Origin of the sequence: Olsenella sp. An285, from assembly GCF_002159625.1 — a bacterium.
In the GTDB taxonomy this organism is placed as follows: Bacteria; Actinomycetota; Coriobacteriia; order Coriobacteriales; family Atopobiaceae; genus Thermophilibacter; species Thermophilibacter avicola.
This window is the reverse complement of the sequence record NZ_NFIZ01000004.1, coordinates 1-25,948: the sequence shown is the minus strand read 5'-3', so window position 1 is coordinate 25,948 and position 25,948 is coordinate 1. Positions and strand designations below refer to the sequence as shown.

The window sequence follows — 25,948 nt, the reverse complement described above, 5'->3', positions numbered from 1 at the left end:
GATGCTCGTCAACCTCACCTTGAACGGCGTGGCGCTCTCGGAGGACGTCCGCCCGGACATGACGCTCTTCGACTTCTGCCGCGCGCACGGCTACAAGTCCGTGAAGTGCGCCTGCGAGACCTCCAACTGCGGACTCTGCACCGTGCTCCTTGACGGCGAGCCCGTGCTCTCCTGCTCCGTCATGATGGCGCGCGCCGACGGCCGCGAGGTCACCACGCTCGAGGGCATGCGCGACGGCCGCCGCGAGCTCCTGGCCCAGTGCCTCGCCGAGGAGGGCGCCGAGCAGTGCGGATTCTGCGCTCCCGGCCTGGAGATGGCCGTGCTCGCGCTCGACGCCGCCCACCCGGGCGCGGACGACGAGACCGTGCGCCGCTACCTCTCCGGCAACCTCTGCCGCTGCTCCGGCTACGCGAGCCAGATGCGCGCGATCCGCCGCTTCCTCGCTCGCCACGCGAACGGCGGCGAGCTGCCGCCGCGCGAGGTGCCCGCGGACGCCACCACCGAGTCCGGCACCGAGCACCGCGAGATCGCCCGCCCGGTGGCCAAGAAGGACTCCGGGGCGCTTCTCGCCGGCGCGCCCGTCTACACCGCCGACCTCGCGCCCGAGGGCGCCCTCGTGGTGAAGCTCGTGCGCAGCCGCCATGCCAACGCCATCGTCACGGACGTCGACAAGAGCCGCGCGCTCGAGGTCCCGGGCGTCGTGGCGGTCTTTGGCCCGGACGACGTGCCGCACAACCGCTTCACCCTGGCCGGCCAGTCCTTCCTCGAGCCGAGCCCCTACGACACCGTCCTTCTCGACCGCCACGTGCGCTACGTGGGCGACGAGGTGGCCATGGTCGTGGCAGAGACCGAGGCCGCGGCCGCCGCGGGCGTGAAGGCCGTGAAGGTCACCTATGAGCAGCTCCCCGCCATCGTGGACGTGGAGGAGGCGCTGGACAACGCCACCGTCATCCACGACGAGGACGACTGGACCTACGGCGGGGACAAGTCCGGCGACCCGGCGCGCAACCTCGTGGCGCACGGCGAGCGCGTCCACGGGGACCTCGAGGCCGCCTTCGCCGCCTCCGACGTGGTCATCGAGCGCACCTACCGCACGCAGGCCACGCAGCAGTCCATGATGGAGACGTTCCGATCCTTCGCCTACACCGACGCCTTCGGCCGCCTCACCGTGGTGAGCTCCACGCAGGTGCCCTTCCACATCCGCCGCCAGGTGGCAAACGCCCTCGGCATCCCCAAGTCCCAGGTGCGCGTCATCAAGCCGCGCGTGGGCGGAGGCTTTGGCGCCAAGCAGAGCGGCTGCAACGAGCCCTTCGCCGCCTTCGCCGCGCTGAAGACCGGCCGGCCGTGCGTGTGCACCTACACGCGCGAGGAGACCATGTGCTGCTCCAACACGCGCCACGAGATGGTCCTCAAGGTCCGCATGGGCGCGCGGCGCGACGGCACGATCGAGGCCATCGACCTCTACGCCCTCTCCAACGCCGGCGCCTACGGCTACCACGGCACCACCACGGTCACGCTCGTGGGCGGCAAGGCGCTGCCCGTCTACAACCACGCCACGGCCAGCCGCTTCTCCTACGACGTGGTCTACACCAACACCACGCCGGGCGGCGCGTACCGCGGCTACGGCGCGACGCAGGGCTGCTTCGCCGTGGAGTCCGCCGTCAACGAGATGGCCGATGAGCTGGGCATGGATCCGTGCGAGCTGCGCCTCAAGAACCTGGTGAAGCCCGGCGAGACCCTCTGGCAGCTGAACGACGAGCACCTCTACAGCTGCCGCCTGGACGAGTGCCTCGAGCGCGCGATGGACATGGTGGGCTGGCGCGACCGGCCCCTCAGCGAGGACCTCGGCGACCGCGTGCGCGGCATCGGCTGCGCCCTCACGATGCAGGGCTCCGGCATCGCGATGGTGGACATCGCCAACGTTGACATCCGACTCGAGGATGACGGCTTCTACGTGCTCTCCATCGGCGCCACGGACGTGGGCACCGGCGCGGACACGATCCTCGCCCAGATGGCCGCCGAGGCCCTGGGCTGCGACGTCGACCGCATCGTCACCAAGGGCGTGGACACCGACACCTCCCCCTTCGACACCGGCGCCTACGCCTCCTCGGGCACCTACACCACCGGCGGCGCCGTCGTTCGCGCGGCCGAGGACCTCAAGCGCCAGATCCGCGAGCAGGCGGCCCGCGTCTTTGGCGTGGACGAGAAGGACGTGGAGTTCGACGGCGAGTCCGTGCGCTGCGTCGCCGAGGACGGCACCGAGCAGGAGATGACCGTCGCCGCGCTGGCCAACAAGCTCATCGGCTTTGGCCTGCACCCGGGCATGCTCGAGGGCCACGGCACCAACGCCCAGCCCACCTCCCCGCCGCCCTACATGGCAGGCGTCGCCGAGGTGGAGGTCGACAAGGCCACGGGCAAGGTCACGGTCACCGACTACGCGGCCGTCGTGGACTGCGGCACCGTCATCAACCCGGCGCTCGCGCGCGTGCAGGCCGAGGGCGGCATCGCCCAGGGCATCGGCATGGCGCTCACCGAGGACGTCTCGCGCGACGAGCGCGGCAACCTGCGCACGGGCAGCTTCATGACCTACAAGCTGCCCACCCGCATGGACGTGCCCGAGCCCCGCGTGGAGTTCATGCCCAGCTTCGAGCCCACCGGCCCCTTCGGCGCCAAGTCCATCGGCGAGGTCGTCATCAACACGCCCTCCCCCGCGGTCATGAGCGCGGTGGCGCACGCCACGGGCCGCTACGTGCGCGACCTGCCCATCACCCCGAGCAAGGTGCTCGCGGAGGAGTAGCCGCACCCATCTCGCTCGACCTCTCTCCGGCTCGCCCGAGGCCGCTCGTCAGCGCGGCCTCGGGCGAGCCCTTTCTGCCGTGAAACCTTGGCACGTCGCCCCGCCGACCCGGCCCTCAACGGAACAGCGGGTAGGGCACGGAACGGCCCCGGGCACGACGGAGCCTGACGGAGCGCGCCGACACCCCGCGAAAATCCGCGGCGATTGGGCAATACCTTTGATGCCTTCGCTGCCGTGCGGCAAGGCACGGCGCTCAAATTAACGTCCCGCTTGTTCTTCTCGCCCACTCTCGTCCGTCTGAGAGGGCAATTGGGCAACATACTTGATTACGTAATCTTCCTATATCAAAGATGTTGCCCAATCGCATGGCAAATCCGCCGGGAGGGTCCTTCCGGGGACGCAACCTGCCCGCACTGCCCAATCGCCGGGGTTTTGCGCATCGCGGAGCGCCTGGCAGGGCCCGCTCGTCCACATCCACGGTCGCCCCCTCCCACGACCAGACACGCCCGTATGGGATGCCGCACGACGAGAAGAACGTGCGGAGCGCCCCACACGCTAGAATGAAAGGGTTGCAGACCCAACGGAGGCCGCATGTTCAAGCTCAGAAGGTACCTTGCGGGGCACTACGCCGAGTGCGTGCTCGCCCCGCTCTTCAAGGGGCTGGAGGCGCTGCTGCAGCTCCTCGTCCCCCTTGTCATGGCGCAGGTCATAGACGTCGGCATTGCCAACCGCGATGCGGGATACGTGCTCTGGCACGGCGCGCTGCTCGTGGGCGTGGGCGTCTTCGCGTGGGTAATCTCGGTCACGGCGCAGTACTTCTGCTCGCGCCTCGCCTCCGCGTTTGGAACCGCCATGCGCGACGACCTCTTCCGCCACGTGCTCGAGCTCTCGCGCGAGGACGTGGAGCGCATCGGGCGCGCGAGTCTCGTGACCCGCATCACCAACGACTCCCAGCAGGTGCAGGACGGCCTCAACATGTTCTTCAGGCTCATCCTGCGCTCCCCCTTCGTCACCTTTGGCACCGTCGTGGCCGCGTTTCTGGTGGACGGCGTGGAGGGTGCGGCGCTCCTGGCGGCGGTGCTCGTCTCGGGCGCCATCGTCATGGGCTTCATGCGCGTGACCACCGAGCGCTACCGCCAGATCCAGCGCGGGCTCGACGAGGTCCAGCTCCGGGTGGCGGAGAACCTCGAGGGCGTGCGCGTGCTGCGGGCCTTCCGCCGCGAGGACTCCGAGCGCGCCACCTTTGCCCAGGCGGCCGACGCCGTGCGCGCGCGGCAGGTCACCACCGGCGACATCTCCGCCCTCGTGAACCCGCTCACGTACGCCGCCATCAACTGCGGCCTCATCGCCCTCCTGTGGGTGGGCGGCGGTCAGGTGAACGTCGGGCACCTCACGCAGGGCCAGCTCGTCGCCCTCGTGAGCTACGTGAGCCAGGCGCTCGTGGAGCTCCTCAAGCTCACGAACCTCATCATGCTGCTCTCCAAGGCCTCGGCCTGCGCCCGGCGCGTAAACGAGGTCTTCGAGACCGCCCCGTCCATGACTGACGGCTCCCACGAGGCCGCCCTCCTTCCCGGGGAGCCCGCCATCGCCTTCGACGACGTGAGCTTCACCTACCCCGGCGGCGCCGGGCACGCGCTCGACCACGTGAGCTTCTCGCTCATGCCCGGGCAGACCCTCGGCGTCATCGGCGGCACCGGCTCGGGCAAGTCCACGCTCGCGAGCCTTGCCATGCGCTTCTACGACGTCACGGAGGGCTCCGTCCGCGTGGGAGGCTCCGACGTGCGCGACCTCACGCGCTCGAGCCTGCGCCGCGCGGTCTCGCTCGTGGAGCAGGGCGCCACGCTCTTCTCGGGCACGATAGCCTCCAACCTGCGCTGGGGCGGACCGAACGCCACCGAGGGCGACCTGCGCGCCGCGCTCGAGACCGCACAGGCCGCGGGCGTGGTGGACGGCAAGGACGGCGGCCTCGAGGCGGAGGTCGAGCAGTTCGGCCGCAACTTCTCCGGCGGCCAGCGCCAGCGCCTCGCCGTCGCGCGCACCCTCGCCAGGAGACCGGGCGTCCTCGTGCTGGACGACGCCTCCTCCGCACTCGACTTCGCCACCGACGCCGCCCTGCGCCGCGCCATCCGCCGCGACTGTGCGGACGCGGCCGTGATCATGATCTCCCAGCGCGTCACCACCGTCCGCCAGGCCAACCAGGTCCTCGTTCTTGACGGCGGGCGCCAGGTGGGCCTGGGAACGCACGAGGAGCTGCTCGACACGTGCCCGGTCTACCGGGAGATCTGCGAGTCGCAGCTCACCGCAGAGGAGGTGGCGCGATGAGCGAGAAGGACCTTCGGGCCGACACGGCCCCCCACGCCGGCGGGGACGACACGGTGCGCCGCGTGCTGGGGCTCTTCTCTGCCCAGCGCGGCAAGGTTGCGCTCGCGGCGCTGCTCACGGTTGCCGTGGTGGTGGGGACGCTCTCGCTCCCCGTGCTCTCCGGACGCGCCGTCGACTGCGTGGTGGGCCCGGGCGAGGTGGACTTCGCGGGACTCCAGGGCACCCTCGCGCTCATAGCGCTGGCACTCGCGCTCACGGCCGCCTGCCAGTGGGCGCTCACCGCCGTCACCAACCGCCTGGCCTTCGGGGCCTCGCTCGAGCTTCGCCGTCGTGCCTTCGACCACCTGCAGGAGCTCCCCCTCTCCTACCTTGACGCGCACGGCCACGGGGACCTTGCCAGCCGCATCGTCACGGACGCCGACATGCTCACCAACGGCCTGCTCATGGCCTTCCAGCAGCTGCCGGTGGGCGTGCTCACCATCGTGGTGACACTCGTCTTCATGTTTGCGCTCAACCCGGCGATCGCCGCGGTCGTGGCGCTGCTCACGCCCGTCTCCATCTTCACGGCGCGCTTCATCGCGACGCACAGCGCCAAGCACTTCTCGGGCCAGACGCGCCTGCGCGGCGAGCTCACCGCCTACGTCGAGGAGATGGTGGGCGGCATCTCCGCCGTGGAGACCTTCGAGGTGCAGGAGAGCGTGCACGCCCGCTTTGCCAAGACGGACGCCGCCCTTGGCCAGGAGAGCTTCAAGGCGGTGTTCTTCTCGTCCCTGGTGAACCCCACCACGCGCTTTGCCAACGCCCTCGTGTACGCGGCGATCGGCATCTTTGGCGCGTTCGTCGCCATGTCCGGCGGCATCACCGTGGGCGGCCTCTCCGCCTTCCTGGGCTACGCGGACCAGTACGCCAAGCCCTTCAACGACATCTCCGGCGTCGCCACCGAGCTGCAGAACTCGGTCGCCTGCGCACGCCGCCTCTTCGCCCTCATGGACGAGCCCGCCGAGGTGCCCGATGCCGCCGAGGCCGCCACGCTGTCCGCCCCGCGCGGCGACGTCGAGTTCCGCCACGTCGCCTTTGGATACGACGCCGACCGCCTGGTGCTGCGCGACGTGGACCTCGCCGTGCGCCCCGGCATGCGCATCGCCCTCGTGGGCGAGACGGGCTGCGGCAAGACCACCCTCATCAACCTGCTCATGCGCTTCTACGACGTGGCCGGTGGGTCCGTCGTGGTCGCCGGGCGCGACGTGCGCGACTGGACGCGCGAGAGCCTGCGCGCGGGCTGGGGCATGGTGCTGCAGGACACCTGGGTTCGCCGCGCCACCGTGCGCGAGAACGTGTCCCTGGGCCGCCGGGACGCGACCCTGGACGAGGTGCGCGCGGCCTGCCGCGAGGCCTACGCAGATGACTTCATCATGCGCCTGCCACAGGGCTACGACACCGTCCTGGACGGCTCCGCCTCGCTCTCCGCTGGGCAGCGGCAGCTCCTGTGCATCGCGCGCGTGGTCCTGGCGCGCCCGGCCATGCTCATCCTGGACGAGGCCACGAGCAACATCGACACGCGCACCGAGCTGCTGGTGCAGCGGGCGCTCGCCCGCCTCATGGAGGGCCGCACGAGCTTCGTGGTGGCGCACCGCCTCTCCACCGTGCGCGACGCCGACCTCATCTGCGTGGTGGCGGACGGCCGCATCGCCGAGCGCGGCACGCACGACGAGCTGCTCGCCGCGGGCGGCCGCTACAAGAGGATCTACGAGGCGCAGTTCGCTCCGGCGGAGTAGGCCGGGGACGCGCTGCGCTTCGTGAGCGCCGGGTTCTACCGCTTCTACGACGACGCCGTCATGGGCGAGCAGCCCCTCGACGAGGAGGCGCTTCGCGAGCGCGCCTCGTTGGGCGCGCGCCTTTCCTCAGCCGGCCTCGAGCGCTGCCTCGGCCCTGCGGGGCGCTAGCAGGCGGGAATCCCCGTCTCTCAGGAAATCGCCCTAGTCGACCGGAAGGGATCAATGCAATTCACGCCTTCGGGACAGTGGCTTCCGAGTATCTCTGCAAAACACGGCTTCGGGACGGTGGAAATAAGTCCCTCACAGCATATTCCCAAAAACGCATATCAATGTCATGCCAGGAAATAGTATCAAGTATCAAATCTATTTGTCTCGTGGAGACAGAAATCCACTGACCCGAAGCGAGCTTTTGCAGCGAGGGGTCCAAGTTACTGACCCGAAGGCCCAAATTGCAGGCAGGCGGAGGCGACCAGCCTACAGTCCGCGCTCGGCGAGGCGCGCGTCGATCTCCTTGAGGGTCACGCGCGCGGCAAAGAGCTGACGATAGGTCGCGGTCTTCACCTTGCCCGCGGCAGCGAGCTCGGCCATGCGCTCCTTCGTGGCGGCCAGCTCGGCGCGCACGTCCTCCGCGAAGGCGTCGTACGCCGCAAGGCGCTCCGCATCCCCCAGGTGCCCCTCCTCCATCAGAAGTTCGCCCCGTTCCAGCCAAAGCTCGGCGTCCAGCCGTAGCTGATGTAGAGGCGCGAGGGGTCGACGCCCAGCTCACGAGAGATGGCGGGGGTGACCTCCTCGGTGAAGCGCTCCCACGCGGCGGCGGGAACCTCGGAGCGCGCGAAGACGCCCACCTCGACGTAGGCGGAGGGCTCGGAGTCGTCCCCCGCGAAGTAGATGGGCGTCGAGCCCTCGAAGAGGCACATGAGCCATGCCTCGGACTTGCCGGGAACGGCCTCGATGGCCCTTCCGTACGCGGTCTTGAGCGCCTCGCGCGCGGACTCGGAGATGGGTGCGCTGCAGTAGGTGTGGACGACGGGCATGGCGGCCCCTCTTCTGTGTGACAATCGTCTCTGCCCATTCTCACACAATCGGGAGGCTTCGCGCGATGAAACAGTCACGGGCGTTCTGGATCGGGTTCGGACTTCTCTGTTGCTCCTGCCTGCTCGGCGTGGTCAACCCCTGCATAGGCATCTTTGCCCTCTTTCACCTGGTGCTCGCCTTTGTCTCGCTGACGGGCTATCTCGTCATGCGCCGCCGCGCGCTCAACCTGCGCGGCCTCGCACACAGAAGCGACGAGGCGCGCGAGGCGTCCCGGACAAGCGCGCTCTTCATGAGCCGTATTCTCTTTGGCATGGTCGCGGTGATTTCGGTCTTTGTTGCCGTGGCGACCCTGGTGCTCACGATGATCGGCCTTGACCCCGAGGTCGGAGGGCGCGTGATGTTTCCCGTGCAGCTAGCGCCGTTCGACGCGGCCTTCGACCTCTGGGCGCTTGCCGCCGTCACGTCCGTCGCGGCGGCCTTTCTGCTTGTGACGGCAGGGGCTGACGTGAACCGCTGGGTCGGAAACGTCTAGCCCCCACCAGGCCACGCGCAAGGTCAGGCAAAATGATCGCGGGCGGCAGACGCCCGGCGCCCTGCGGCGGCAGAGCTCAGAACAGGCACGCCTCGATGACGTCCCTGCCGCGAAGAGCGGAGAGCCAGCCCTCCGGAATCCCCTCCATGCCGTAGACGATACCCGCGAGCGCGCCGGCAACGGCGGCGGTGGTGTCGGTGTCTTCCCCGAGGTTGACCGCGGCGAGTGCGCACTCCTCGTAGCTGCTGGTGGTGACGAGGCACCAGAGCGCCACCCGGTAGGTGTCCAGCACGTAGCCTCCCGATCCGACCCGCTCCCGCGGAGTGGCGAGAAGGGCGTCGAAGTCCGGGACCGCGCTCTCGAGGGGCTCGCCGGCGGCGAGCGCCCTCGCCACCCGCACCATCCTCACGCAGGCCTCCGTCGAGGTGTGGTGCGCGTGCGTGATCGCAGAGACCGCGCGCACCTCATCGTCCGCTGCGCCCGTGAAGGCAAGGGGGACCGTGCGCATGAGCGACCCGTTCCCGTTGTCGCGCGGGCCGTCGCACCCGCGGCCCCGCTCGAGCGCGCGAGCCGTGGCCCCGCCGATGTCAAACATGCCGTCCACCGTGTAGACGCCCGTCCAATACCACGCGACAAAGCGCTCCCGGATGTCCCCCACGTCAATGCGGCCCAGCTCGCGATAGCTGTCGCAGAGTGCGAGCGCCATCGAGGTGTCGTCGCTCCAGGTGCCCGCGGGCTGGTGGTGGCTGCCGTAGCCCACCATCCCCTCGCAGCGGAACGTGTCGCGCGCACGAAACTCGTACGGCACGCCCAGCGCGTCTGCAACGGCCTGCCCGTAGACGCAGTCCCTCAGCACAGCCGACATGCTTGCCCCCCCTGCACGAGTCCTCGGACGAGCGCGGCGACGATCGTCCCCTACTCCCCGTCCACGCGGCGACGAAGCTGCTTGAGCTGACCCCGGGAGCGCTTGGACTCCAGGCGCCTGCGCCTCTGAGACGCGGGGACGCGAGTCTTCTTGCGGGGCCGCGGGGGAACGGAGCGGCGTCGGCACGTCTCCAGGATCTTCCGGACGCAGCGCTCGCGGTTCTGAAGCTGGCTCCTAGACTCGCGAGAGACCACGGTGATGCCGGTGGGAACGTGGCGCATGCGCACGGCCGAGTCGGTCGTGTTCACGCCCTGCCCACCCGGCCCCGTGGCGCGAAAGACCTGCACCTCACAGTCACGCGCGATCTCATCGGGCGTCTGCCGGGCGAACGCGGCGTAGTCGCGATATGTGAGCTCTCTTCTCTCCATGCGTCCATGGTACACGAGGCGCCGACGAGAAGCGCCGCCGCCCCAAGGAGGGGCGGCGGCGCAAGGGGCGTTCCAAAGGGACGTCGGGGCTACAGCACCACGCCCGCGCGAACGCGCTCCACCGCCTCGTCCCCTAGATAGTGGCGCACGATCTCAAGGGCAAAGAGCATCGCCGTGCCCGCCCCCTGGCTCGTGATGAGGTTGCCGTCCACGACCACGGGCTCGTTGGGCAGGAGCTCCGCACCGTGCTCGGAAAGGACGTGCTGGAAGCCGGGGTTTGAGGTGGCCCGACGCCCCTCGAGAAGACCGAGCTCGGCAAAGATGGAGGGAGCGGCGCAGATGGCCGCGACGGGACGGCCGGCGCCCGCGCGCGCCGAGACCTCGTCGCAAAGCGGCTGGCACGCGCGCAGGTTGGGCGTTCCGGGGATGCCTCCGGGCAGAACGAGCATGTCGTAGTCGTCGAACGAGAAGCCCTCGTCTGCGATGGACCTCTTGCAGACGATGGCCACCTCGTGGGAGGACGTGACCTCGTGCTCGGGCGTGACGGCCACGGTATCGCAGGGAATCCCTGCGCGATAGAGCAGGTCCACCACCGTGAGGCCCTCGATCTCCTCGAGCCCCGGGGCGATGAACACGGCCACGCGACTGTCTGTTGCCTGCTTGAACATGGTGCCTCCTTGAGGGCGCGCGGGCGGCCTACTCGTCGTCGATTCCAGCGTTCACGGCGTCTGCGATGGACTGCGGGTCGTCCGTGCCGCGCACGAGGGCCTTGAACTCGTCTTTCATCAGAAGGACCGCCGTCTTGGAGAGCAGGCGGATGTGGACGGTGCCCGCCTCGTCGTCCGGGACGAGAAGGGCGATTGCCACGTCGATGGGCTTGCCGTCGAAGCTCGGCCAGTCGATGGGCTCGTCGTTCTTGACCACGAGCACGGCCGCCCTCTTGATGGCGGCGCTCTTGGCGTGCGGGACGGCGAAGCCGTCGGTCATGCCGGTCTCGCCCATGTCCTCGCGGGCGAGGAAGGCGGCGTTGACGGTATCAGCGTCGTCGGCCACGCCGAGCTCTACGGCCTTTTCCGAGATGAATCGAATCATGTCCTCGCGGGTCTTGATGCCGCTCTCCACGAAGACGTTCTCTGCCTTGACGAAGTCGCTCACGTGAGCCCCCTGTTCCATTGTTTCATCCCCGCGGGGATGGTGGTAGACGCCTCCACCCCATGATACATGTGCCGTCCCGCGCCGAGCAAAAAAAGCGGCCCTTGGGAAGCTCCCCACAATCCGCCCCTACTGGGAGGGGGGCTCGATCCCAAGGTGATCGAAGGCGGCGAGCGTGGCCTGCCTGCCCTGCGGCGTGCGCACGATGAGACCGCGCTGCAGGAGGTAGGGCTCGTAGACGTCCTCGAGCGTCGAGGGGTCCTCAGAGACGGCGCTCGCAACGGTGGTGAGCCCCACGGGGCGCCCGCGGAACGTCTGGCAGAGCGCGGTGAGTATCCTCACGTCCATGGTGTCGAGGCCGAGGGCGTCAATCTCGAAGAACTCGAGCGCCTCCGCCGCAACGTCCCAGGTGATGCTGCCCTCGCGCTTGACCTGCGCGTAGTCGCGCACGCGCTTGAGAAGGCGGTTGGCGAGGCGCGGCGTGCCGCGCGAGCGCGAGGCGATCTCCGCCGCGCCCTGGGCGTCTATGTCCACGCCAAGGATGGTGGCGGAGCGCGTGACGATGACGGCGAGCTCGGAGGTAGTGTAGTAGTCGAGGCGGTACGAGATGCCAAAGCGGTCGCGCAGCGGGCCCGTGAGCAGGCCCGTGCGCGTGGTGGCGCCCACGAGGGTGAAGTGCGGGACGTCGATCCTGATGGAGCGCGCGGCCGGCCCCTTGCCAATGACGATGTCGAGGAAGAAGTCCTCCATCGCCGGGTACAGGACCTCCTCGATCTGGTGGTTGAGACGGTGTATCTCGTCCACGAAGAGGACGTCACCGGGCTCGAGGTTGGTGAGGATGGCGGCGAGGTCCCCCGCGCGCTCGATGGCGGGGCCCGAGGTGGTGTGCATCTTGGCGCCCATCTCGTTTGCCACGATGCCCGCGAGCGTGGTCTTGCCCAGCCCCGGGGGGCCCGAGAAGATCACGTGGTCGAGCGACTCCCCGCGGTCGCGCGCCGCCTGGATGAGCACGCGAAGGTTCTCGCGCACGCGCTCCTGGCCGATGTACTCGTCGAGGGTGCGCGGGCGGAGCGTGCGGTCCTGGTCAAGGTCGTCCGCCGTGAGCTCGCCCGTGACGTCGCGCGGCCCGGAGGGTCGCGGCGCCGCGGCTCCGGCAAAGAGGTCCTTCTCGCTCGCCTCCCACATCACCTACCACTCCCCAGGCGGCGCAGCGCGTAGGCGAGCACCTGCTCGATGGTGTTGGCACCGGCCTCCGCATGGCCCTCGAGGGCGAGCTCGGCCTCCTGCGAGGTGAACCCCATGGAAAGAAGCGCCTCCGTCGCGTCCGCCTCCACGCCCGCACTTGCGGCGGCCTGGGAGAGGGGAAGCGACGCCGCACCGGGCTCGGAGAGCCCCACGAGACCTCTGAGCTCAGCGTTCTTTGAGAAGACGTCCGAGAGCTCAACGATGAGGCGGCTCGCCTTCTTGCGGCCCACCCCGGGGACCTGCGCCATGCGTGAGGCGTCCTGCGCGGTCACGATCTGGGCGAGCGCGGCGGGGGTGAACGTGGAGAGGACGGCGAGCGCAAGGCGCGGCCCCACGCCGGATATGGCGCGAAGCTGGTCGAAGAGGGCGCGCTCGTCGCGCGTGGCAAAGCCGTAGAGCTCCATCGCGTCCTCGCGCACGATCATACGGGCGAGCACGGTCACGCCCGCCTCTCCCGCGTGCGGGAGCGCCGCGGCCGTGGTGGACGAGACGCCGAGCTCGTAGCCCACTCCCCCCACGTCCAGCACTATGCGACTGGGGAGCACCTCCAACAGCGTGCCGGTGAGCTGAACTATCACGTGAGGACCCTCCTTGCCTCCTCGAGGCTCTTGGTTCTGGTTACGTTGGCGTGGCAGACCGCCGCGGCCAGGGCATCCGCCGCGTGATCGGGTCGCGGGTCGTGGTCGAGGGCGAGAACGCTCCTCACCATATAGATGACCTGGCGCTTGTCAGCCGCACCGGTGCCCACCACCGCCTGCTTTATCTGCATGGGGGTGTACTCCCCCACCGAGAGCCCCGCCGTGGAGCACGCGACGATGGCGGCGCCGCGGGCCTGGGCGGTGGCGATGGCGGACTTGGTGTTCTCGCCGAAGTAGATGCTCTCGATGGCGAGCTCAGTGGGACCATAGCGCTCTATGACACGCCTGAGCTCGGCGTATATCCTTCCGAGGCGCATGTCTATGGGCTCGCTCGCGTGCGTGGTGACGCAGCCGTACGCTCGCGCGCGGCACACGGACCCGCGCGTCTCGACGACGCCCCAGCCCGTGTGGGCCAGCCCCGGGTCTATGCCAAGGACGACCAGGTCCCGTCACCTCCCCCTGTGCAGACGCGCGAGACCAGAGGCGCGTCTCGCAATACGAACGTTCGTTCCATCATAGCACGGACAGAGGAGAAGGCAAGCGGCTCCCACGGGGTCAGTTCTCGGAGAAGGGCCCGTCCCACAGGGGATGCGAGGGGCCGTCCTCGCCGTCGTGTCGTCCCCGCGACTCGTCCGCAGCCGCCGGGCCCATGGGACCCATGCCCGAGAAGCCCCCGCCCGGGAGAAAGTCCCGTAGGTACCCCAGGAGATCGCTCATGTCGCGCCGCTGCTCGGCCTCGGTCGGCTCACGGGGCTCCTCGTCCTTCTCGTCCCCCTGGCTCTCGGCACCCATGCTGCCGATGCCCCTGGCGAGCGCGCGCATGATGCCCTCTCCCGCTCGCTCGTCCCGGGAGCGCACGTGGTCCGCCCAGGCGAGGCCCCACGGCTCGCGCGCCTCCTCGAGCGTCTTGGAGGAGACGGCCAGCACCGCGCCGCGACCCGCGCGCGCGGGCGCCGTCTCCCTCAAGCGCTCGATGATGGCGGTGACGAGCTCGGCGTGGCCGCGCTCCGAGACGATGTCCGTGAGCGGGAGCTCCCACTCCACCCTGCTCGAGAGCACGAGGTCGACGAACTCCACCCTGCCCTCGACCGAGGGGAACGCCTCCGCAAGCCCCTCTACGTCGGGCGCTGCCAGACCGGCGAAGGCGGAGGCGGGAATCACGGGGGAGATGGTGTTGCGAAGGTGCGCGAGGGCCACGACGTCCGAGCGATAGAGGTCGCCGACGGGCTGGAGGCGCGCTGCCGTGACGCCGAGCGGGGGCTCGAGCGCGAGCGTCGTCTTGTCGTCGGAGCCCAGGGCGAGCGAGCCCGTCTGCCGGGCGAGCTCGGAGAGGCGGACCTGCGCGATGTCGCGCGCGAGCTGGGCGTCCCCCTCCCCGGGAGAGTCGAGGCGCGTCACGGCGCCGTCGGGCAGGCGCAGCGCGCGGACCGACTGCTCGGCTGCCGAGCGGGACGCCTCGCCCGCCGCCACGAGCGCGTGAACGCGCGTGGGGCCGAGCGCGTCCGTGGCGAGCGTCGCCACGAGAAGCGAGCTCAGGCTCCCGTCCAGAAGGACGCAGGCACCGTCGCTCCCCGAGCGCTCGATCGCCCCGGAGAGGCCGCTCACGAGGGCGCCCCACGTGGCGAGCGGCGCGTCATAGACCTCGGGCGTGAGGGGCTCGGCAAGCGGGCCCTCGGCGGAGGGGTCCACGTCGCACACGAGCAGAGCCTCCTCGAGGCTCGGCGCCTGCGCCGCGAGCTCGCCCCACGGCGCGAGGACGAAGCTCGAGCCGCAGAAGACCTGGGACTCGTAGCAGCCGAGCGGACCCACGCCCACGATCCAGGCCCCGGTGGCCTCCGCGTCCGCGAGGTAGCGGCCCTCTGCGAGCGAGCTGCCGAGCGCGCTCGACGGGTCGTCCGTGGCAAAGCCGTAGCCGGAGAGGAAGAGGATGACGTCGACGTCGTACTGGTAGTCGTCGTAATCGTCGAGATCGTCGTACGTGAAGGCGACGCCCAGGCGCGCTCCCGCGAACTCGAGCTCCGGAAGGGCTCGCGCGTCCGCCTCACCGTCACCCTGCGCCATGGAGGCGATGTAGGTGGAGAGGCGCACGGGCGTGATGTCTCCGTCCGCGATGAGCATGGCCTCGGGCAGGGGCACGCCGTCGAGGTCCGTGAGCACGGGCACGAGGCAGGGACACGCAAGGTCGTCCGCCAGGCGCACGAGACACTCGGCAAGATCGAGCAGGTAGCCCTCCCGGTCCGGGTACGCCACGGGAGACGTCCCGCAGAGCGCGGGCGCCGGGAAGACGAGGAGGTCGGCCCCTTGCTCCGCCGCACGGGCGGAGAGCTCGACCATGTGCGCGGCCGTGGCCTCGAAGTCCCCGGCACGCGTGCTCGTCTGTGCGATTGCGATCCTCATGCTTGGGCTCCCGTCGACGAATCGTCCCTCTTCTGTCTCCTCATTGTCTCACAGCCTCCGCGCGGCAACGGAAAGGGCCCCGGTCTCCCGGGGCCCGAGTCGCCGCGAGCGGTCCTGGGCGGGCGCGCGCCCGCCGGGGTGCGCCCTAGAGGTCGGCCTTCCAGAGGCCGTGGAGGTTGCAGTACGCGTACACGGTGCCGCCCTCGGCGCAGCAGGCGCCGAACTTGGCGGCCGGCTCGTCGCCCGGCTTGAGGTGCTTGAGGCAGAGCTTGCCGTCCGTGGCAAGCGCGATCCACTCGATGTAGTGCTCGGGCGCCATGGGGTGGTCGACCGCGCCCACGCGCACCACGATGTGGTTGCCGTCCCTGGTGGCGACGGGCACGTGCTTCTCGGTGGCTGCGTCCGTGGAGCCGGCGACGAGCAGCTCCATGGGCTCGCCGCAGCAGCTGGGGGTGACGCCCCCGTCCCTCACGACGGCGACGACGTTGCCGCAGTGGTTGCAGCGGTAGAACTTGACCTCGGCCATGGCAGATCCTCTCTCTCCCGGGCGGCGCCGCCCACTGCGACGTCGTACCCGTATTCGTACCCAGCGGAGGGGGGCGCCATACCGGCGGGAGGCCCTCCCTACGCCACCTTCACGTGGCCCTGGCGTCCCACGAGGTCCACCATCTCGGCCAGGAGCACCATGTTGCGCGCGTCGATCCTCGTGGGGAGCTCCATGCGCATGACGTCGCCGGAGGACGACTCCACCCGCAGCTCCACGTGGTCGAGGCCGGGGTAGCGGCCGAGGATCTGGCCCAGGCTGTCCATGTAGGGGCGCGTGAGCAGGCCCGCGGGGATGTTGACCTCCATGACCTTGGGGCGGTTGGACTTCTCGTCCAGGATAAGGGGCTCCACGGACATGCAGATGATCTGGTTGCCGCGGTCGGAGCGCTCGAGCTTGCCCTCCACCTTGACGAAGACGTCGCCCGTGCTCTCGCCGGTCTCCTCGTCCACCTCGCCCGCGAGGGTCTGGGCGCACTTCTTGTAGAGCTTGGGGAAGATGACGAGCGTGACCTCGCCCTCCATGTCCTCGAGCGTCACGATGGCCATGGAGTCGCCGTTCTTGGTGGTCTTCTTCTGGATGGCGCCGAGCATGCCGGCCAGGCGGATGACCTTGCCCTCGGGTACCTTGAAGCGCTCGTGGACGCCGCCCGTTGCGTCCGTGACCTCCTCGGCGACCTCGATGTCGGCGATGGTGTAGTCGCGGTTCTTGGCGAGCGCGTACTCGTAGGGGCGCAGCGGGTGGTCGGAGACGTAGAGGCCCAGGACCTCGTGCTCCTTGGCGAGCTTGGTCGAGCGGTCCCACTCCTCTCCGTCCGGCTCGGGGACGGTGCTCTCCCAGCCGGAGCCCTCCACGTCGCCAAAGAGGTCGAACATGGAGAACTGTCCCGCGGCGCGCGTCTTCTGGCGCTTGGCGGCGGCGTCGATGATGTTCTCGGGATTGGCCTTGTCCACGAAGCGCATGAGCTGCATGCGGGTGTAGCCCGTGGAGTCGAAGGCGCCCGAGCAGATGAGCGCCTCCACCACGCGACGGTTGGCCTGGCCGGTGTCCATGCGCTCCACGAAGTCGTGGAGGTTCTCGAAGGGGCCGTTCTTCTCGCGCTCCGCCATGATGGCCTCGCCCACGCCCTCGCCCACGCCGCGGATGCCGGCGAAGCCAAAGCGCACGCCCTCGGAGGTGGCGGTGAAGTCGCGGCCGGACTCGTTGATGTCAGGCGGCAGGATGGCCACGCCCTCGTGGCGGTAGGCCGTGACGTAGTGGACGATCTTGTCGGTCTTGCCCATGTAGGACGTGAGGACCGAGGCCATGTACTCGCGCGGGTAGTGGGCCTTGAGCCAGGCCGTCTGCATGACGAGGATGGCGTAGCCGGCCGAGTGGCTCTTGTTGAACGCGTACGAGGCGAACTCGAGGACGTCGTCCCAGATGCGCTGCGCGATCTCCTTCTTGTAGCCGTTGGTGACCGCGCCGTTCATCCAGTGGTCATAGGTGGTCTCGTCCTTGCCGTCGTCCCAGTGGAAGACGGTGGAGGTGAGGAGCTTGATCTTCTTCTTGGCCACGGGCTTTCGGATGCGCGAGTCGGACTCTCCGGCCGAGAAGCCCGACATCTTCATCGAGATCTTCATGACCTGCTCCTGGTAGACCATCGTGCCGTAGGTCTCGCCCAGGATGTCGTCGAGGCGCGGGTCGTAGGAGACGGCCTCCTCGCGCCCGTTCATGCGGTTGATGTAGCTCGTGACCATGCCGGCGCCCAGGGGGCCGGGACGGTAGAGGGCGATGAGTGCGACCACCTGCTTGTACTCGGTGGGGCGCATGTTCTTGATCGTGGACGTCATGCCCGCGGACTCGATCTGGAAGACGCCCGCCGTGCGACCCTCGCGCATGAGCTTGTAGATCTCCGGGTCGTCGAAGGGAATCTCGTCGACGTTGATGTCCACGCCGTGGTTGGCCCTGATGTTGGCGAGGGCCTTGGAGATGACGGTGAGGGTGCGAAGGCCCAGGAAGTCCATCTTGAGCAGGCCCATGTCCGCGACCGAGTGGCCCTCGTACTGGGTGATCTCCACGCCGCCCTTGGTGTCTATCTTGGTGGGCACGTGGTCGTTCACCGGCGTGGGGGCGATGAGGACGGCGCAGGCGTGGACGCCCTCGCCGCGGTGCAGGCCCTCGATGGAGAGCGCCGCGTCTATGATGCGGCGGGAGTCGGCGTCGTTGTTGTAGGCGTCCTCGAAGTCGGGAGAGTACTGGTCCGCGTGCTTCTCGCTCTTGTGCAGGGCGCTGTCCAGCGTGAGCTTGGGGTCGTTGTTGAGCATCTTGGAGAGGCGCTGACCCTGCCACACGGGGAAGCCCAGCACGCGCGCGGCGTCGTTGATGGCCTGCTTGGCCTTAATCGTGGAGTAGGTGATGACGTGGCAGACGCGCTCGGGGCCGTAGAGCTGGCGGACGTGCTCCACGACCTCGAGGCGACGCTCGTCGTCGAAGTCCATGTCGATATCCGGCATCTCGGAGCGCTGCGGGGAGAGGAAGCGCTCGAACATGAGGCCGTTCTCGAGCGGGTCGAACGTGGTGATGTCCATGGCGTAGGCCACGATGGCGCCCGCGGCAGACCCGCGGCCGGGGCCGACGCCGATGCCGTTTCTCTTGGCCCAGCGCACGTACTCCTGCACGATGAGGAAGTAGTCCGCGAAGCCCTTCTCGCAGATGACCTTGTACTCGTACTCAAAGCGCTCGCGCACGTTCTCGCCGCCGATGGTGAGCTCGCGCCAGTCCTCCCCGTAGCGTCGGGCGAGGCCGGTCTCGCACTCCTTGCGGAAGCGCTCCTCGGAGGTCTCCCCGGGCTCGAGATCCGGGAACTTAGGCAGGTACATGTGCGTCCAGTCCAGCTCGTAGGAGCACTTGTCCGCTACCTCGAGGGTGTTGTCGATGACCTCCGGGCACCACGAGAAGAGCTCGCGCATCTCGGCCTCGCTCTTGATGTAGAACTCGGTGCCCGTCATGCGCTTGCGGTTGACGTCGTCCACCTTGGAGGCCGTGCCGATGCAGCTGAGCACGTCCTGCGTGGGCGCCTCGTCGCGCGTGAGGTAGTGGTTGTCGTTGGTGGCGATGACCTTGATGCCCAGCTCCTGGCCGAGCCGCACGATCTGCTCGGAGAGCGTGCGGTCCGTGAAGCCGCCCCAGGCCTCGTCCGCAAGTCCGTGGTCCTGGACCTCGAGGTAGAAGTCCTCGCCAAAGATCTCCTGGTACGTGAGCGCCCAGCGCTTGGCCTCGTCCGGGCGGCCCTGGAAGTACATGCGCGGAATGATGCCCGAGACGCACGCCGAGGTGCAGATGATGCCCTCGTGGTAGCGGCGCAGCATGTCGAGCGTGGTGCGCGGGTAGTAGTAGAACATCTCGCCCGAGGCGGCCTCGCTCATCATCTTCATGAGGTTGACGTAGCCGGTCTCGTTCTTTGCCAGGAGGATCAGGTGGTAGCGGTGCTGCCGCGTGCCCTTCTCGATGCAGTCGTCCGTGATGAAGTAGGCCTCGCAGCCAAAGATGGGCTTGATGAGCAGCGACGGGCGGTTGGCGCGCACGGCGTCGAGGTCATGGGTCTCGTTCCAGATGCGCACGTCGGAGGCCCACTGGGCGTGCACGCGGTCGTGCGGCCTGGCGTCCTCGGCGTCCGGTTCCGGCTCCTCGAGCTCCCAGCCCTTCTGGAAGCACTCGACGTCGTGGCGCCACTGGCCCATGTCCTTCTGGGCGTCGTTGTACTTGCGGCACTCCATGTCAAAGTCCGGGATGCCGAACATGTAGCCGTGGTCCGTGAGGGCGAGCGCCGGCATCTCGAGGTCAACGGCGCGCTTGACCATGTCGGAGACGCGCGTGGCAGCGTCGAGGATCGAGAAGTCCGAGTGGTTGTGGAGGTGCACGAAGGCCATGTGATGGTGTCCCGTCAGCTTGGTGTCCGTCTGGCGTCATGTTCTTCTAGGATAGCCGTTTGGGCACGGGCGGTGGCGGGCGAGGGTGCTTGCCTGACCTGCGATTCATTTTGTTTTCGCAGGTCGCGGGTGCAGATTATCTCCATCGGCCGGCCCGGGCTCTCCCGGCGCGCGCCCAAGGCCGGAACGGTTCAGCTGGTCCTGGGCGCGGACGGACGCCCGAAGACGGGCGACGCCGCGCCCCTACGCGCCGAAGGAGTAACGGGCCACGAGAGGCTGGTCGGGAGCCTCGGGGTCGTCCCGCTCCACGCAGACGAAGGCGGCGTCCACGCGCTCGAACCCCTCGGTGAGAAGGACCCCCGCGTAGAACTCCGCCTGCATGGCGTGACGCTCGCGGACCTCCTCCGGCGAGAGCCCGGCGTCGCCGGTTTTGTAGTCCACCACGAGTGCTCGGCGCGTGGAGGCGTCGGTGCAGAGCAGGTCGATGGCACCCTCGAGGTAGTCGCCGTACGGGGAATCCACGCGCTGGAAGAACGGCACCTCGGGGCGCACGAGCGGCCAGGAGAGGGCCTCTGCGCGCAGGCCCGAGCCCTCCCAGCGCTCGAGCGCCGCACGAAGCCGCGCCTCCGCGCGGGCGGAGAGGTTCCAGCGCCGCACCTGCGCCGCAATGCGGTCCTCCCCCACCGGGCCGCCGCGCTCCACCATGGCCTGCGCGAGCTCGTGGAAGGCAGAGCCCAGGTTGGTGGCGCGGTCGGCGTCCTCGGTCGAGGGGGCTCCCGCAGCCTCCGCCTCGCGCTGCTCGCGCGTGGGCATGGGCGGGCGGGGACCCGCCTCGGCAAGGGCGGCGTGAACGCTCGAGTAGCTGAAGACGCCCTCACGGGCACGCCATGAGCAGGGCGCTGCGGGGCGCGCGGAGACGTCCGTCTCGTAGAGGTCGAAGGGAGCGGGGCCCTCCTGGCCGAGGTCCTTCTCGGCGTCCCCGAGACCCCAGCGCGGAACCTCCGCCGGGTCGTCCGGAAGAGGCCCGTCAAAGCCGGGGAGCGTGCCGCCCGAGCACGCGACGACGCGGCGATCGGGCCCCTTGCCCTCGGAGCCAACCGTCACGCATCGCAGGCGCGCGGGGGCCGAGCCGCCGTAGTCCACCGCACGCTCGCCCGGCTCGGGAACCCACTCCCCGCCCGAAAGCGCCTCGAGCGCGGCCCCCGCGAGCGCGGAGGAGACGCCCCCCCTTCCGGACGCCGCGTTCACGCCCACGATGAGCGCCTCGCGGGCGCGCGTGAGCGCCACGTAGAGCAGGCGAGCCTTCTCCTGCGCCTCCTCCTCGTCGTTCTGGGCGCGAAGCGCGAGGTAGCGCGCCGAGAGCGGCATGGCGGCAGAGCGATCCGCGCTGGGCTCGAGCTCCTCGGAGCCTATGCCTGCCAGGAGCTTGGAGTCCATATTCGCCGGTCTGAGCACGAAGGTCTTGCCGGCGCCCGAGCGCCCGCATGCGACCTGCGCGTCAGAGCGCGGGTTGCCCCAGCACTCCGCCACCGCGCAGACCGGAAACTCCAGGCCCTTCGATGCGTGAACCGTCATGACGCGCACGGTTCCGCCGCCGGCACCCTCCGCTCCCGCAAGGGATGCGGGGGGCACCTTTGCGGCGTCGAGCCAGAGGTCGAACTCGACGGCGGCGCGTGCGGGGCCGAGACCGAGCTCGGACGTGAGGTCGCGCACATAGCGCACGGCAGCGAGCACGTTGGCCGCGCGGGCAAGGCCCTCGGGCCCGCCGGCCTCGAGGCGGGCGAGCCAGCCGGAGTCTCGCACCACGTCCTCGCAGACGTCTGCCACGGGGCGCGTGCGCACGTCCTCGAGAGCGCGGACGATGACCTCATGGGCGCGGCGGAGACGGGCGGACGGCTCGCGGTCGCGATAGAAGGTCATGTCCGAGAGGCCGCGATCGATCCCCCGCTTGGTGGGAGCGTCGAGCTTCTCCTGTGCCCGCGTGCCAAGCTCGCAGAAGTCGTTGGCATCGAGGCCGAACATCTCGCTGGCAAGGAGCGGGAAGAGCCCGGACTGGGTGTCCGCCGGGTTGGCGAGAGTGTGAAGCAGCGCGCGCACCACCTTGACCTCGTCCGTTGAGGTGAAGGTGGAGCCGCCGGTGACCACGCACTCCATGCCCCGGGCGCGAATGGCGTCGATGTAGGAGTCCGCATGGGTGGTGACCCCCAGGAGCAGCGCCATGTCTCCAGGACGCTCGCCTGCGGCCCGATAGCGCGCGAGCGCGTCGGCCACCTGCGCCGCCATGGTCGAGGTCTGGTGTCTCGTGGCGAACCCGGAGGCGCCGGGTCCGGCGCACACCTCGACGTCGATGCGCGGGAGCTCGCGGGCGCGATAGGCGTCCTCTCGCTCGGGGTTGGCGTCGAGGTGCATGAAGTCGGGCATCGCGCCGCGGGCACCTGCCGCCTCGCCGCCCGTGCAGACGCGCTCCACCAGGGCGAGCACGTCGGCATGGCTCCGGTAGTTGGTGTCCAGTCGGACGCTGCCCCCCTCGGGGACCTCCTTTCCGCGGCCGCGGAAGACGCCGACGTTGGCGCCGCGGAAGCGATAGATGGACTGCTGGGCGTCGCCAACCGTGCAGAGATGGCGCGCCCCGTCGCCGGAGAGGATCCCTATGAGCTCGAGCTGCGTCTCGTCGGTGTCCTGGAACTCGTCGACCATCACCAGGCGGAAGCGCCCGACGTAGTCGCGCCGGACCTCCTCGTGGTCCCGCACGGCGATCAGGGCAAGGCGAACGAGGTCGTCGTTGTCGAGGCAGCGCTCCTCGCGCTTGACCTCCGCGTAGCGGGCCTCCACGCGCCGCGCAAGCTCGAGAAGCGGCTGCGCCAGCGGCGCCACCCGGGCAAAGGCGAGCTCCGCCCTCGCGAGCGCGAGTGCCGACTTGACGGCCGTCACCTCGGCAGCGATGGCCTTCGACGAGCGCGGCACGCTGACGGAGGAGAGCGCCTCGGCAACTGCCTCGGGCGTTCGCTCCGGCCGAGGAAGGGCCTCGAGCGCGCGAAGCGCCTCGAGGGACGTCCCCACGGCGGCCGATGCGGACGCGCTGAGCCGCGGCACCGCGCCGAGCTCCTCCATCCGCATGGCCAGCTCGTGCGCCGCGTCGACGGCGGCGTCCCATCCGCCTGGGGCGGGCTCGAGCGAGCCCACGCCCCCGGGGAGCGAGCCGCCCTCGCGCACGAGGCGCTCCACGAGGCCCATCAGCCCGGTGTAGCCGGTCTGCGGTGAGTAGGTCCCCAGGTCGTACTCCTCGAACACGCCGGCGAGCCCCTCGTCCCTCCTGGCGACGCGCATGACATCGTCCATCGCACGGTCAAAGAGAGCGGCCTGCCGAGAGTCCGCTACCACCGAGAAGGACGGATCGAGTCCCAGGTCGAGGGCGTGGCGCACGAGGATGCGCCGGCACATGCCGTGAATCGTGGAGATCCACGCGTCGTCCACCGCGAGCGCCGCCTCCCCCATGCCCGCGCGGCGGAGCGTGGAGCGCACGCGCTCCTTGATCTCGCGAGCGGCGGCCTCCGTGAAGGTGATGACGAGCACCTGGTCGAGCCCCTCCAGGAAGGGCTCGCCACCCTCCCCGGAGCCCGGAGCGAGCGCCCACGCTATGCGCTGCGTGAGGGTGAACGTCTTGCCCGACCCCGCCCCCGCCTCGACGAAGAGCGGGTCGTCGAGCGTCTCGGCTATCCTGCGCTGCCGGTCATTGAGCCCCGCGAGGTCGATCGCGGGCGCCGGCGAGGCCGTCCGGTTCTTCTCGCTCACTTGCGAAGCCTCCTCTCGCAGTTGAGTACCGGGCAGAAGAGGCAGGCGTCCGCGTCGACGGGCGCGGCCTCTATGTCCCCGGCGAGCATGCGCTCGATGCGGCCGGCGACGAGCTCCTCGCACGCGTCGAGAAGGGCCTCCATGCCGCACTGGCCCTCGCGCCCGAAGGCAGCGTCGCGCGGGACCGCGATGCGCGGCAGGCGCCGCGACGAGGGGGCGCACGAGCCAAACACGTTGTCCAGGACGTTCTCGTCCACCGCCCCGGCCAATGCGTGGGCGCCCTTGGTGCAGAGGTACACGGCAGCCCGGACCCTGAGGCCGGGGAACGCGCGCCTGACCACCTGGCCGTACACGAGCGACTGAACGCGTCTGGGCAGCTGGAGGGCGGAGGGGTCCGCACCGTCCCTGGGAAAGACGTCGTACTCCCCCGCAAAACCGACGTCCGACTTGTGCTTGTAGTCGATGACCACGGCCTGGCCGTGCGCGTCCACGTCTATGCGGTCGATCGTGCCCGTGAGGCGCACGCCCGCATACTCGACCTCGGCACCGCCGCGCCCGAACCCCCACTCGAAGTAGCGAGGCTCGAACCCAACGAGCGCGCCCGCCTCGTAGTCCAGGAGCGTCGAGAGGTCCCGGCGCAGCGCGCGGAGCTGCCCGGCCTGGCGGGCGTCGTGCGGAACGAGCGCCTGAGGCAGGGGTCGGCGGCCGCGCTCGAGCTGGTACTGATGCGAGAGGTGGGCGTCGAACTCCTCCCCGAGCACGGCGCGCGCCTCCTCGAGCGCCGCGGGGTCGGCAACCGAGGACCCCATCAGGCGAGCCGCGGGGTCCTCCTGCGCCCTCGCCTCGAGGCGCCCCACCGCCTCGCGGTAGGAGGCGAGCTGCATCGCGCCCTCATGGGCGGCGCGAAGGTCCGCGAGCTCGTGCCCGTCGAGGGCGCGCTCCTGCGCGCGGGCGAGAAGCTCCCTGCGGGTGACCTCGAGCACGCGGTGCGCGAAGGTGCCCATCTCCGCTCCGGTGAAGCCGGCGTCTGCGTCGCGCAGCCTCAGGCGCCTGAGGCTGAACCACTTGTAGGGGCACTCGAGGTACGTCTCGATCTGCGAGGCGGAGAGAAGCGGCCTGGCATCCTCGGCGGCGACGCCCTCGGGCGGCGGGGAGACGCACTCGCGCTCCGAGGGGTCGATCCTGCCCGCGGGAGACGGCGTCTCGCTCCCCTGCCGAGGGGCCGCCTCTCCCGTGGAGGAGACGTTCTCGCACACGAGGGCCTCCGAGCGAGAGCCCACGCGCCCGGAGCCCAGGGCGTCGTCGATCTCCTCCGCCGACGAGTCCGCCGCAAGCCCGTAGCAGGCCAGCAGCTCGGTCATCATCACCGAGGGGTAGCGCTCCTTTCCGTCCGCGCCAAAGAGGGTCCTCTCCAGAACGAGACCCTCCCTCGGAACGCGCACCACCGCCGCAAGGCGGGCGCGCGCCTCGTCCATCGCGCCAGAGCCGGGCTCCACGCCATAGGCGTCGAGAAGGGCGTGGAGCACGTCGTCGGGCGCGGAGACGGGCGACTCGGTCGAGGTCTGGCCAAGGAGCAGGAGCGCGTCTGCGGAAAGGGGGGCGAGGCGGGCGGCCGCTCGCGGGGACATCAGACGGGCCTGGCACGTGGCGCCGGCGACAACGCGCTCCGGTCGGAGCGATGCCCGCGCGCGGGAGATGACGTCCACGGCAAGCTCCACCAGCTCGGGGAGCCCAACGTGGCCCGGCTCGGCGGGGTCCGCCGAGAGCCCGAGCTCCTTCAGGCTCTTGGCCACGCCCAGTATGGCGGAGAGCACGGCGGCCGCCTCGTGGGCCACGGGCGCTGACGTCTTCTCTCCCTGCACGTAGGGCGAGAAGAGCTTTGAGGCCGCAGACCCCAGGCGCCCCCTGAGGAGCTCGCGCGTGGCGGAGGCCACCTCCGGGGAGACGTCCCTCTCGGACTGGAGCTGCGTCAGTACCGCGGCGGGCGTGAGCAGACGGTTGGCCCGCCACTCGGCGTCCAGGCGGCGCGCTCGGGAGGAGTCCATGTGCGAGGCGCCGGAGATGAGGAAGTCCGAGAGGTCCCGCGGCGGCCACCACGACATGTCCGCCAGGCGCACGCGGACGGTGCCGGAACGCGGGGCGTCAGGGACGACCTCGGCAGGAGGCCATGCCCCGTCGAGCTCGACAAGGCGCGCGACCGCCCGGACGTACTCGAGGTACGCGCGACCGAGCTCGAGCGAGGCCACGGGAACGGAGAGCTGCGCCCGCACGGAGACCCCGCGCGCGACGAGGCGCCCCGCGAGGGCCGACCACGCGCCGACGGGGTCCGGGGCAACGACGACGACGTCGCGCATGCCGTCCCTGGCAAGGGAGGCCACCTCTCGCGCGACGAGCTCCGGCTCTGCCGAGGGGCCGGCGGGAAGGAGCACGCGAAGGGCGCCCGTGGGTGACACCGCGGGTGCCGGGGACAGGAAGAGCGACGAGAGAAGCGCCTGGAGCTCGGGCGGGCGGGCGG

The 25,948-nt window shown here is 69.9% G+C and carries 18 protein-coding genes and 1 pseudogene; 5 read left to right on the top strand and 14 right to left on the bottom strand.

All coding sequences use genetic code 11. The annotated features are described in order from the left end of the window. The first annotated feature begins 1 nt into the window (after position 1). From B5F79_RS03710 to B5F79_RS10965, 4 genes are all read left to right on the top strand, one after another. On the top strand, positions 2–2,797 hold the full coding sequence (locus B5F79_RS03710; protein ID WP_206391015.1) for a molybdopterin-dependent oxidoreductase: 2,796 nt from the start codon (positions 2–4) through the stop codon (positions 2,795–2,797). 591 nt (positions 2,798–3,388) lie between these two features. Continuing rightward, entirely contained in the window at positions 3,389–5,119 is a 1,731-nt protein-coding gene (locus B5F79_RS03705) for an ABC transporter ATP-binding protein (RefSeq protein ID WP_087217632.1), read from the top strand. Further along, positions 5,116–6,894 carry an ABC transporter ATP-binding protein gene (locus tag B5F79_RS03700; RefSeq protein ID WP_087217629.1) on the top strand — a complete coding sequence of 593 codons (1,779 nt, stop codon included), beginning with the start codon at positions 5,116–5,118 and terminating at the stop codon, positions 6,892–6,894. Before B5F79_RS03705 ends, B5F79_RS03700 begins: the two co-directional genes overlap by 4 nt. Positions 6,895–6,915: 21 nt before the next feature. Further along, positions 6,916–7,062 carry a hypothetical protein gene (locus B5F79_RS10965; protein WP_158094833.1) on the top strand — a complete coding sequence of 49 codons (147 nt, stop codon included), beginning with the start codon at positions 6,916–6,918 and terminating at the stop codon, positions 7,060–7,062. Positions 7,063–7,368: 306 nt separating this feature from the next. On the opposite strand, the gene B5F79_RS03695 is transcribed toward B5F79_RS10965, so the two are convergent. Both B5F79_RS03695 and B5F79_RS03690 read right to left on the bottom strand, forming a co-directional pair. Further along, complete coding sequence (locus B5F79_RS03695) at positions 7,369–7,578, bottom strand: hypothetical protein (RefSeq protein ID WP_087217627.1); 210 nt, start codon at positions 7,576–7,578, stop codon at positions 7,369–7,371. Beyond that, the gene (locus B5F79_RS03690; protein ID WP_087217624.1) at positions 7,578–7,928 is read right to left on the bottom strand and encodes a hypothetical protein; all 351 of its coding nucleotides are present in this window, start codon (positions 7,926–7,928) and stop codon (positions 7,578–7,580) included. The genes B5F79_RS03695 and B5F79_RS03690 overlap by 1 nt, the downstream gene beginning before the upstream one ends. 65 nt (positions 7,929–7,993) lie before the next feature. Here B5F79_RS03690 and B5F79_RS03685 point away from each other — a divergent pair, with 65 nt between their 5' ends. After that, complete coding sequence (locus B5F79_RS03685; protein WP_087217622.1) at positions 7,994–8,461, top strand: hypothetical protein; 468 nt, start codon at positions 7,994–7,996, stop codon at positions 8,459–8,461. 76 nt (positions 8,462–8,537) lie between these two features. Here B5F79_RS03685 and B5F79_RS03680 read toward each other — a convergent pair whose 3' ends face one another. The 12 genes and pseudogenes from B5F79_RS03680 to B5F79_RS10815 all read right to left on the bottom strand — a co-directional run. Beyond that, entirely contained in the window at positions 8,538–9,326 is a 789-nt protein-coding gene (locus B5F79_RS03680) for an ADP-ribosylglycohydrolase family protein (protein WP_087217620.1), read from the bottom strand. A gap of 50 nt (positions 9,327–9,376) precedes the next feature. Then, positions 9,377–9,682 (bottom strand): annotated as a pseudogene (locus B5F79_RS03675) (peptide chain release factor-like protein); the annotation flags it as partial. A 161-nt stretch (positions 9,683–9,843) separates the two neighbouring features. Continuing rightward, positions 9,844–10,422, bottom strand: a complete 579-nt coding sequence (locus tag B5F79_RS03670; protein WP_087217616.1) for a DJ-1 family glyoxalase III — start codon at positions 10,420–10,422, stop codon at positions 9,844–9,846. A 28-nt stretch (positions 10,423–10,450) separates the two neighbouring features. Beyond that, positions 10,451–10,909 carry a fructose PTS transporter subunit IIA gene (locus tag B5F79_RS03665; protein ID WP_087217614.1) on the bottom strand — a complete coding sequence of 153 codons (459 nt, stop codon included), beginning with the start codon at positions 10,907–10,909 and terminating at the stop codon, positions 10,451–10,453. Positions 10,910–11,035: 126 nt separating this feature from the next. Beyond that, positions 11,036–12,091, bottom strand: coding sequence for a Holliday junction branch migration DNA helicase RuvB (gene ruvB / locus B5F79_RS03660; RefSeq protein ID WP_087217612.1), 1,056 nt, complete (start codon positions 12,089–12,091; stop codon positions 11,036–11,038). Further along, positions 12,091–12,729 (bottom strand): Holliday junction branch migration protein RuvA, encoded by a 639-nt coding sequence (ruvA, locus tag B5F79_RS03655; RefSeq protein WP_087217610.1) that lies wholly within the window; start codon positions 12,727–12,729, stop codon positions 12,091–12,093. The genes ruvB and ruvA overlap by 1 nt, the downstream gene beginning before the upstream one ends. Then, the gene (gene ruvC / locus B5F79_RS03650; protein WP_342632975.1) at positions 12,726–13,217 is read right to left on the bottom strand and encodes a crossover junction endodeoxyribonuclease RuvC; all 492 of its coding nucleotides are present in this window, start codon (positions 13,215–13,217) and stop codon (positions 12,726–12,728) included. The genes ruvA and ruvC overlap by 4 nt, the downstream gene beginning before the upstream one ends. 127 nt (positions 13,218–13,344) lie before the next feature. Next, complete coding sequence (locus B5F79_RS03645) at positions 13,345–15,186, bottom strand: nitrilase-related carbon-nitrogen hydrolase (RefSeq protein WP_087217606.1); 1,842 nt, start codon at positions 15,184–15,186, stop codon at positions 13,345–13,347. Positions 15,187–15,331: 145 nt separating this feature from the next. Further along, positions 15,332–15,712, bottom strand: a complete 381-nt coding sequence (locus tag B5F79_RS03640) for a desulfoferrodoxin family protein (protein WP_087217604.1) — start codon at positions 15,710–15,712, stop codon at positions 15,332–15,334. Between the two features lie 98 nt (positions 15,713–15,810). Beyond that, on the bottom strand, positions 15,811–19,641 hold the full coding sequence (dnaE, locus tag B5F79_RS03635) for a DNA polymerase III subunit alpha (RefSeq protein ID WP_087217602.1): 3,831 nt from the start codon (positions 19,639–19,641) through the stop codon (positions 15,811–15,813). A 243-nt stretch (positions 19,642–19,884) separates the two neighbouring features. Then, complete coding sequence (locus B5F79_RS03630; protein ID WP_158094832.1) at positions 19,885–23,433, bottom strand: UvrD-helicase domain-containing protein; 3,549 nt, start codon at positions 23,431–23,433, stop codon at positions 19,885–19,887. Then, a partial coding sequence (locus tag B5F79_RS10815) for a PD-(D/E)XK nuclease family protein (protein ID WP_143786235.1) occupies positions 23,430–25,948 on the bottom strand: 2,519 nt, incomplete at its 5' end. The genes B5F79_RS10815 and B5F79_RS03630, both read right to left, overlap by 4 nt.

Excerpts from the sequence above, each read along its gene's own strand:
- B5F79_RS03710 (WP_206391015.1), top strand. The coding sequence starts at position 2 with ATGCTCGTCAACCTCACCTTGAACGGCGTGGCGCTCTCGGAGGACGTC.
- B5F79_RS03705 (WP_087217632.1), top strand. The coding sequence starts at position 3,389 with ATGTTCAAGCTCAGAAGGTACCTTGCGGGGCACTACGCCGAGTGCGTG.
- B5F79_RS03700 (WP_087217629.1), top strand. The coding sequence starts at position 5,116 with ATGAGCGAGAAGGACCTTCGGGCCGACACGGCCCCCCACGCCGGCGGG.
- B5F79_RS03695 (WP_087217627.1), bottom strand. The coding sequence starts at position 7,578 with ATGGAGGAGGGGCACCTGGGGGATGCGGAGCGCCTTGCGGCGTACGAC.
- B5F79_RS03690 (WP_087217624.1), bottom strand. The coding sequence starts at position 7,928 with ATGCCCGTCGTCCACACCTACTGCAGCGCACCCATCTCCGAGTCCGCG.
- B5F79_RS03685 (WP_087217622.1), top strand. The coding sequence starts at position 7,994 with ATGAAACAGTCACGGGCGTTCTGGATCGGGTTCGGACTTCTCTGTTGC.
- B5F79_RS03680 (WP_087217620.1), bottom strand. The coding sequence starts at position 9,326 with ATGTCGGCTGTGCTGAGGGACTGCGTCTACGGGCAGGCCGTTGCAGAC.
- B5F79_RS03670 (WP_087217616.1), bottom strand. The coding sequence starts at position 10,422 with ATGTTCAAGCAGGCAACAGACAGTCGCGTGGCCGTGTTCATCGCCCCG.
- ruvB (WP_087217612.1), bottom strand. The coding sequence starts at position 12,091 with ATGTGGGAGGCGAGCGAGAAGGACCTCTTTGCCGGAGCCGCGGCGCCG.
- B5F79_RS03645 (WP_087217606.1), bottom strand. The coding sequence starts at position 15,186 with ATGAGGATCGCAATCGCACAGACGAGCACGCGTGCCGGGGACTTCGAG.
- B5F79_RS03640 (WP_087217604.1), bottom strand. The coding sequence starts at position 15,712 with ATGGCCGAGGTCAAGTTCTACCGCTGCAACCACTGCGGCAACGTCGTC.
- dnaE (WP_087217602.1), bottom strand. The coding sequence starts at position 19,641 with ATGGCCTTCGTGCACCTCCACAACCACTCGGACTTCTCGATCCTCGAC.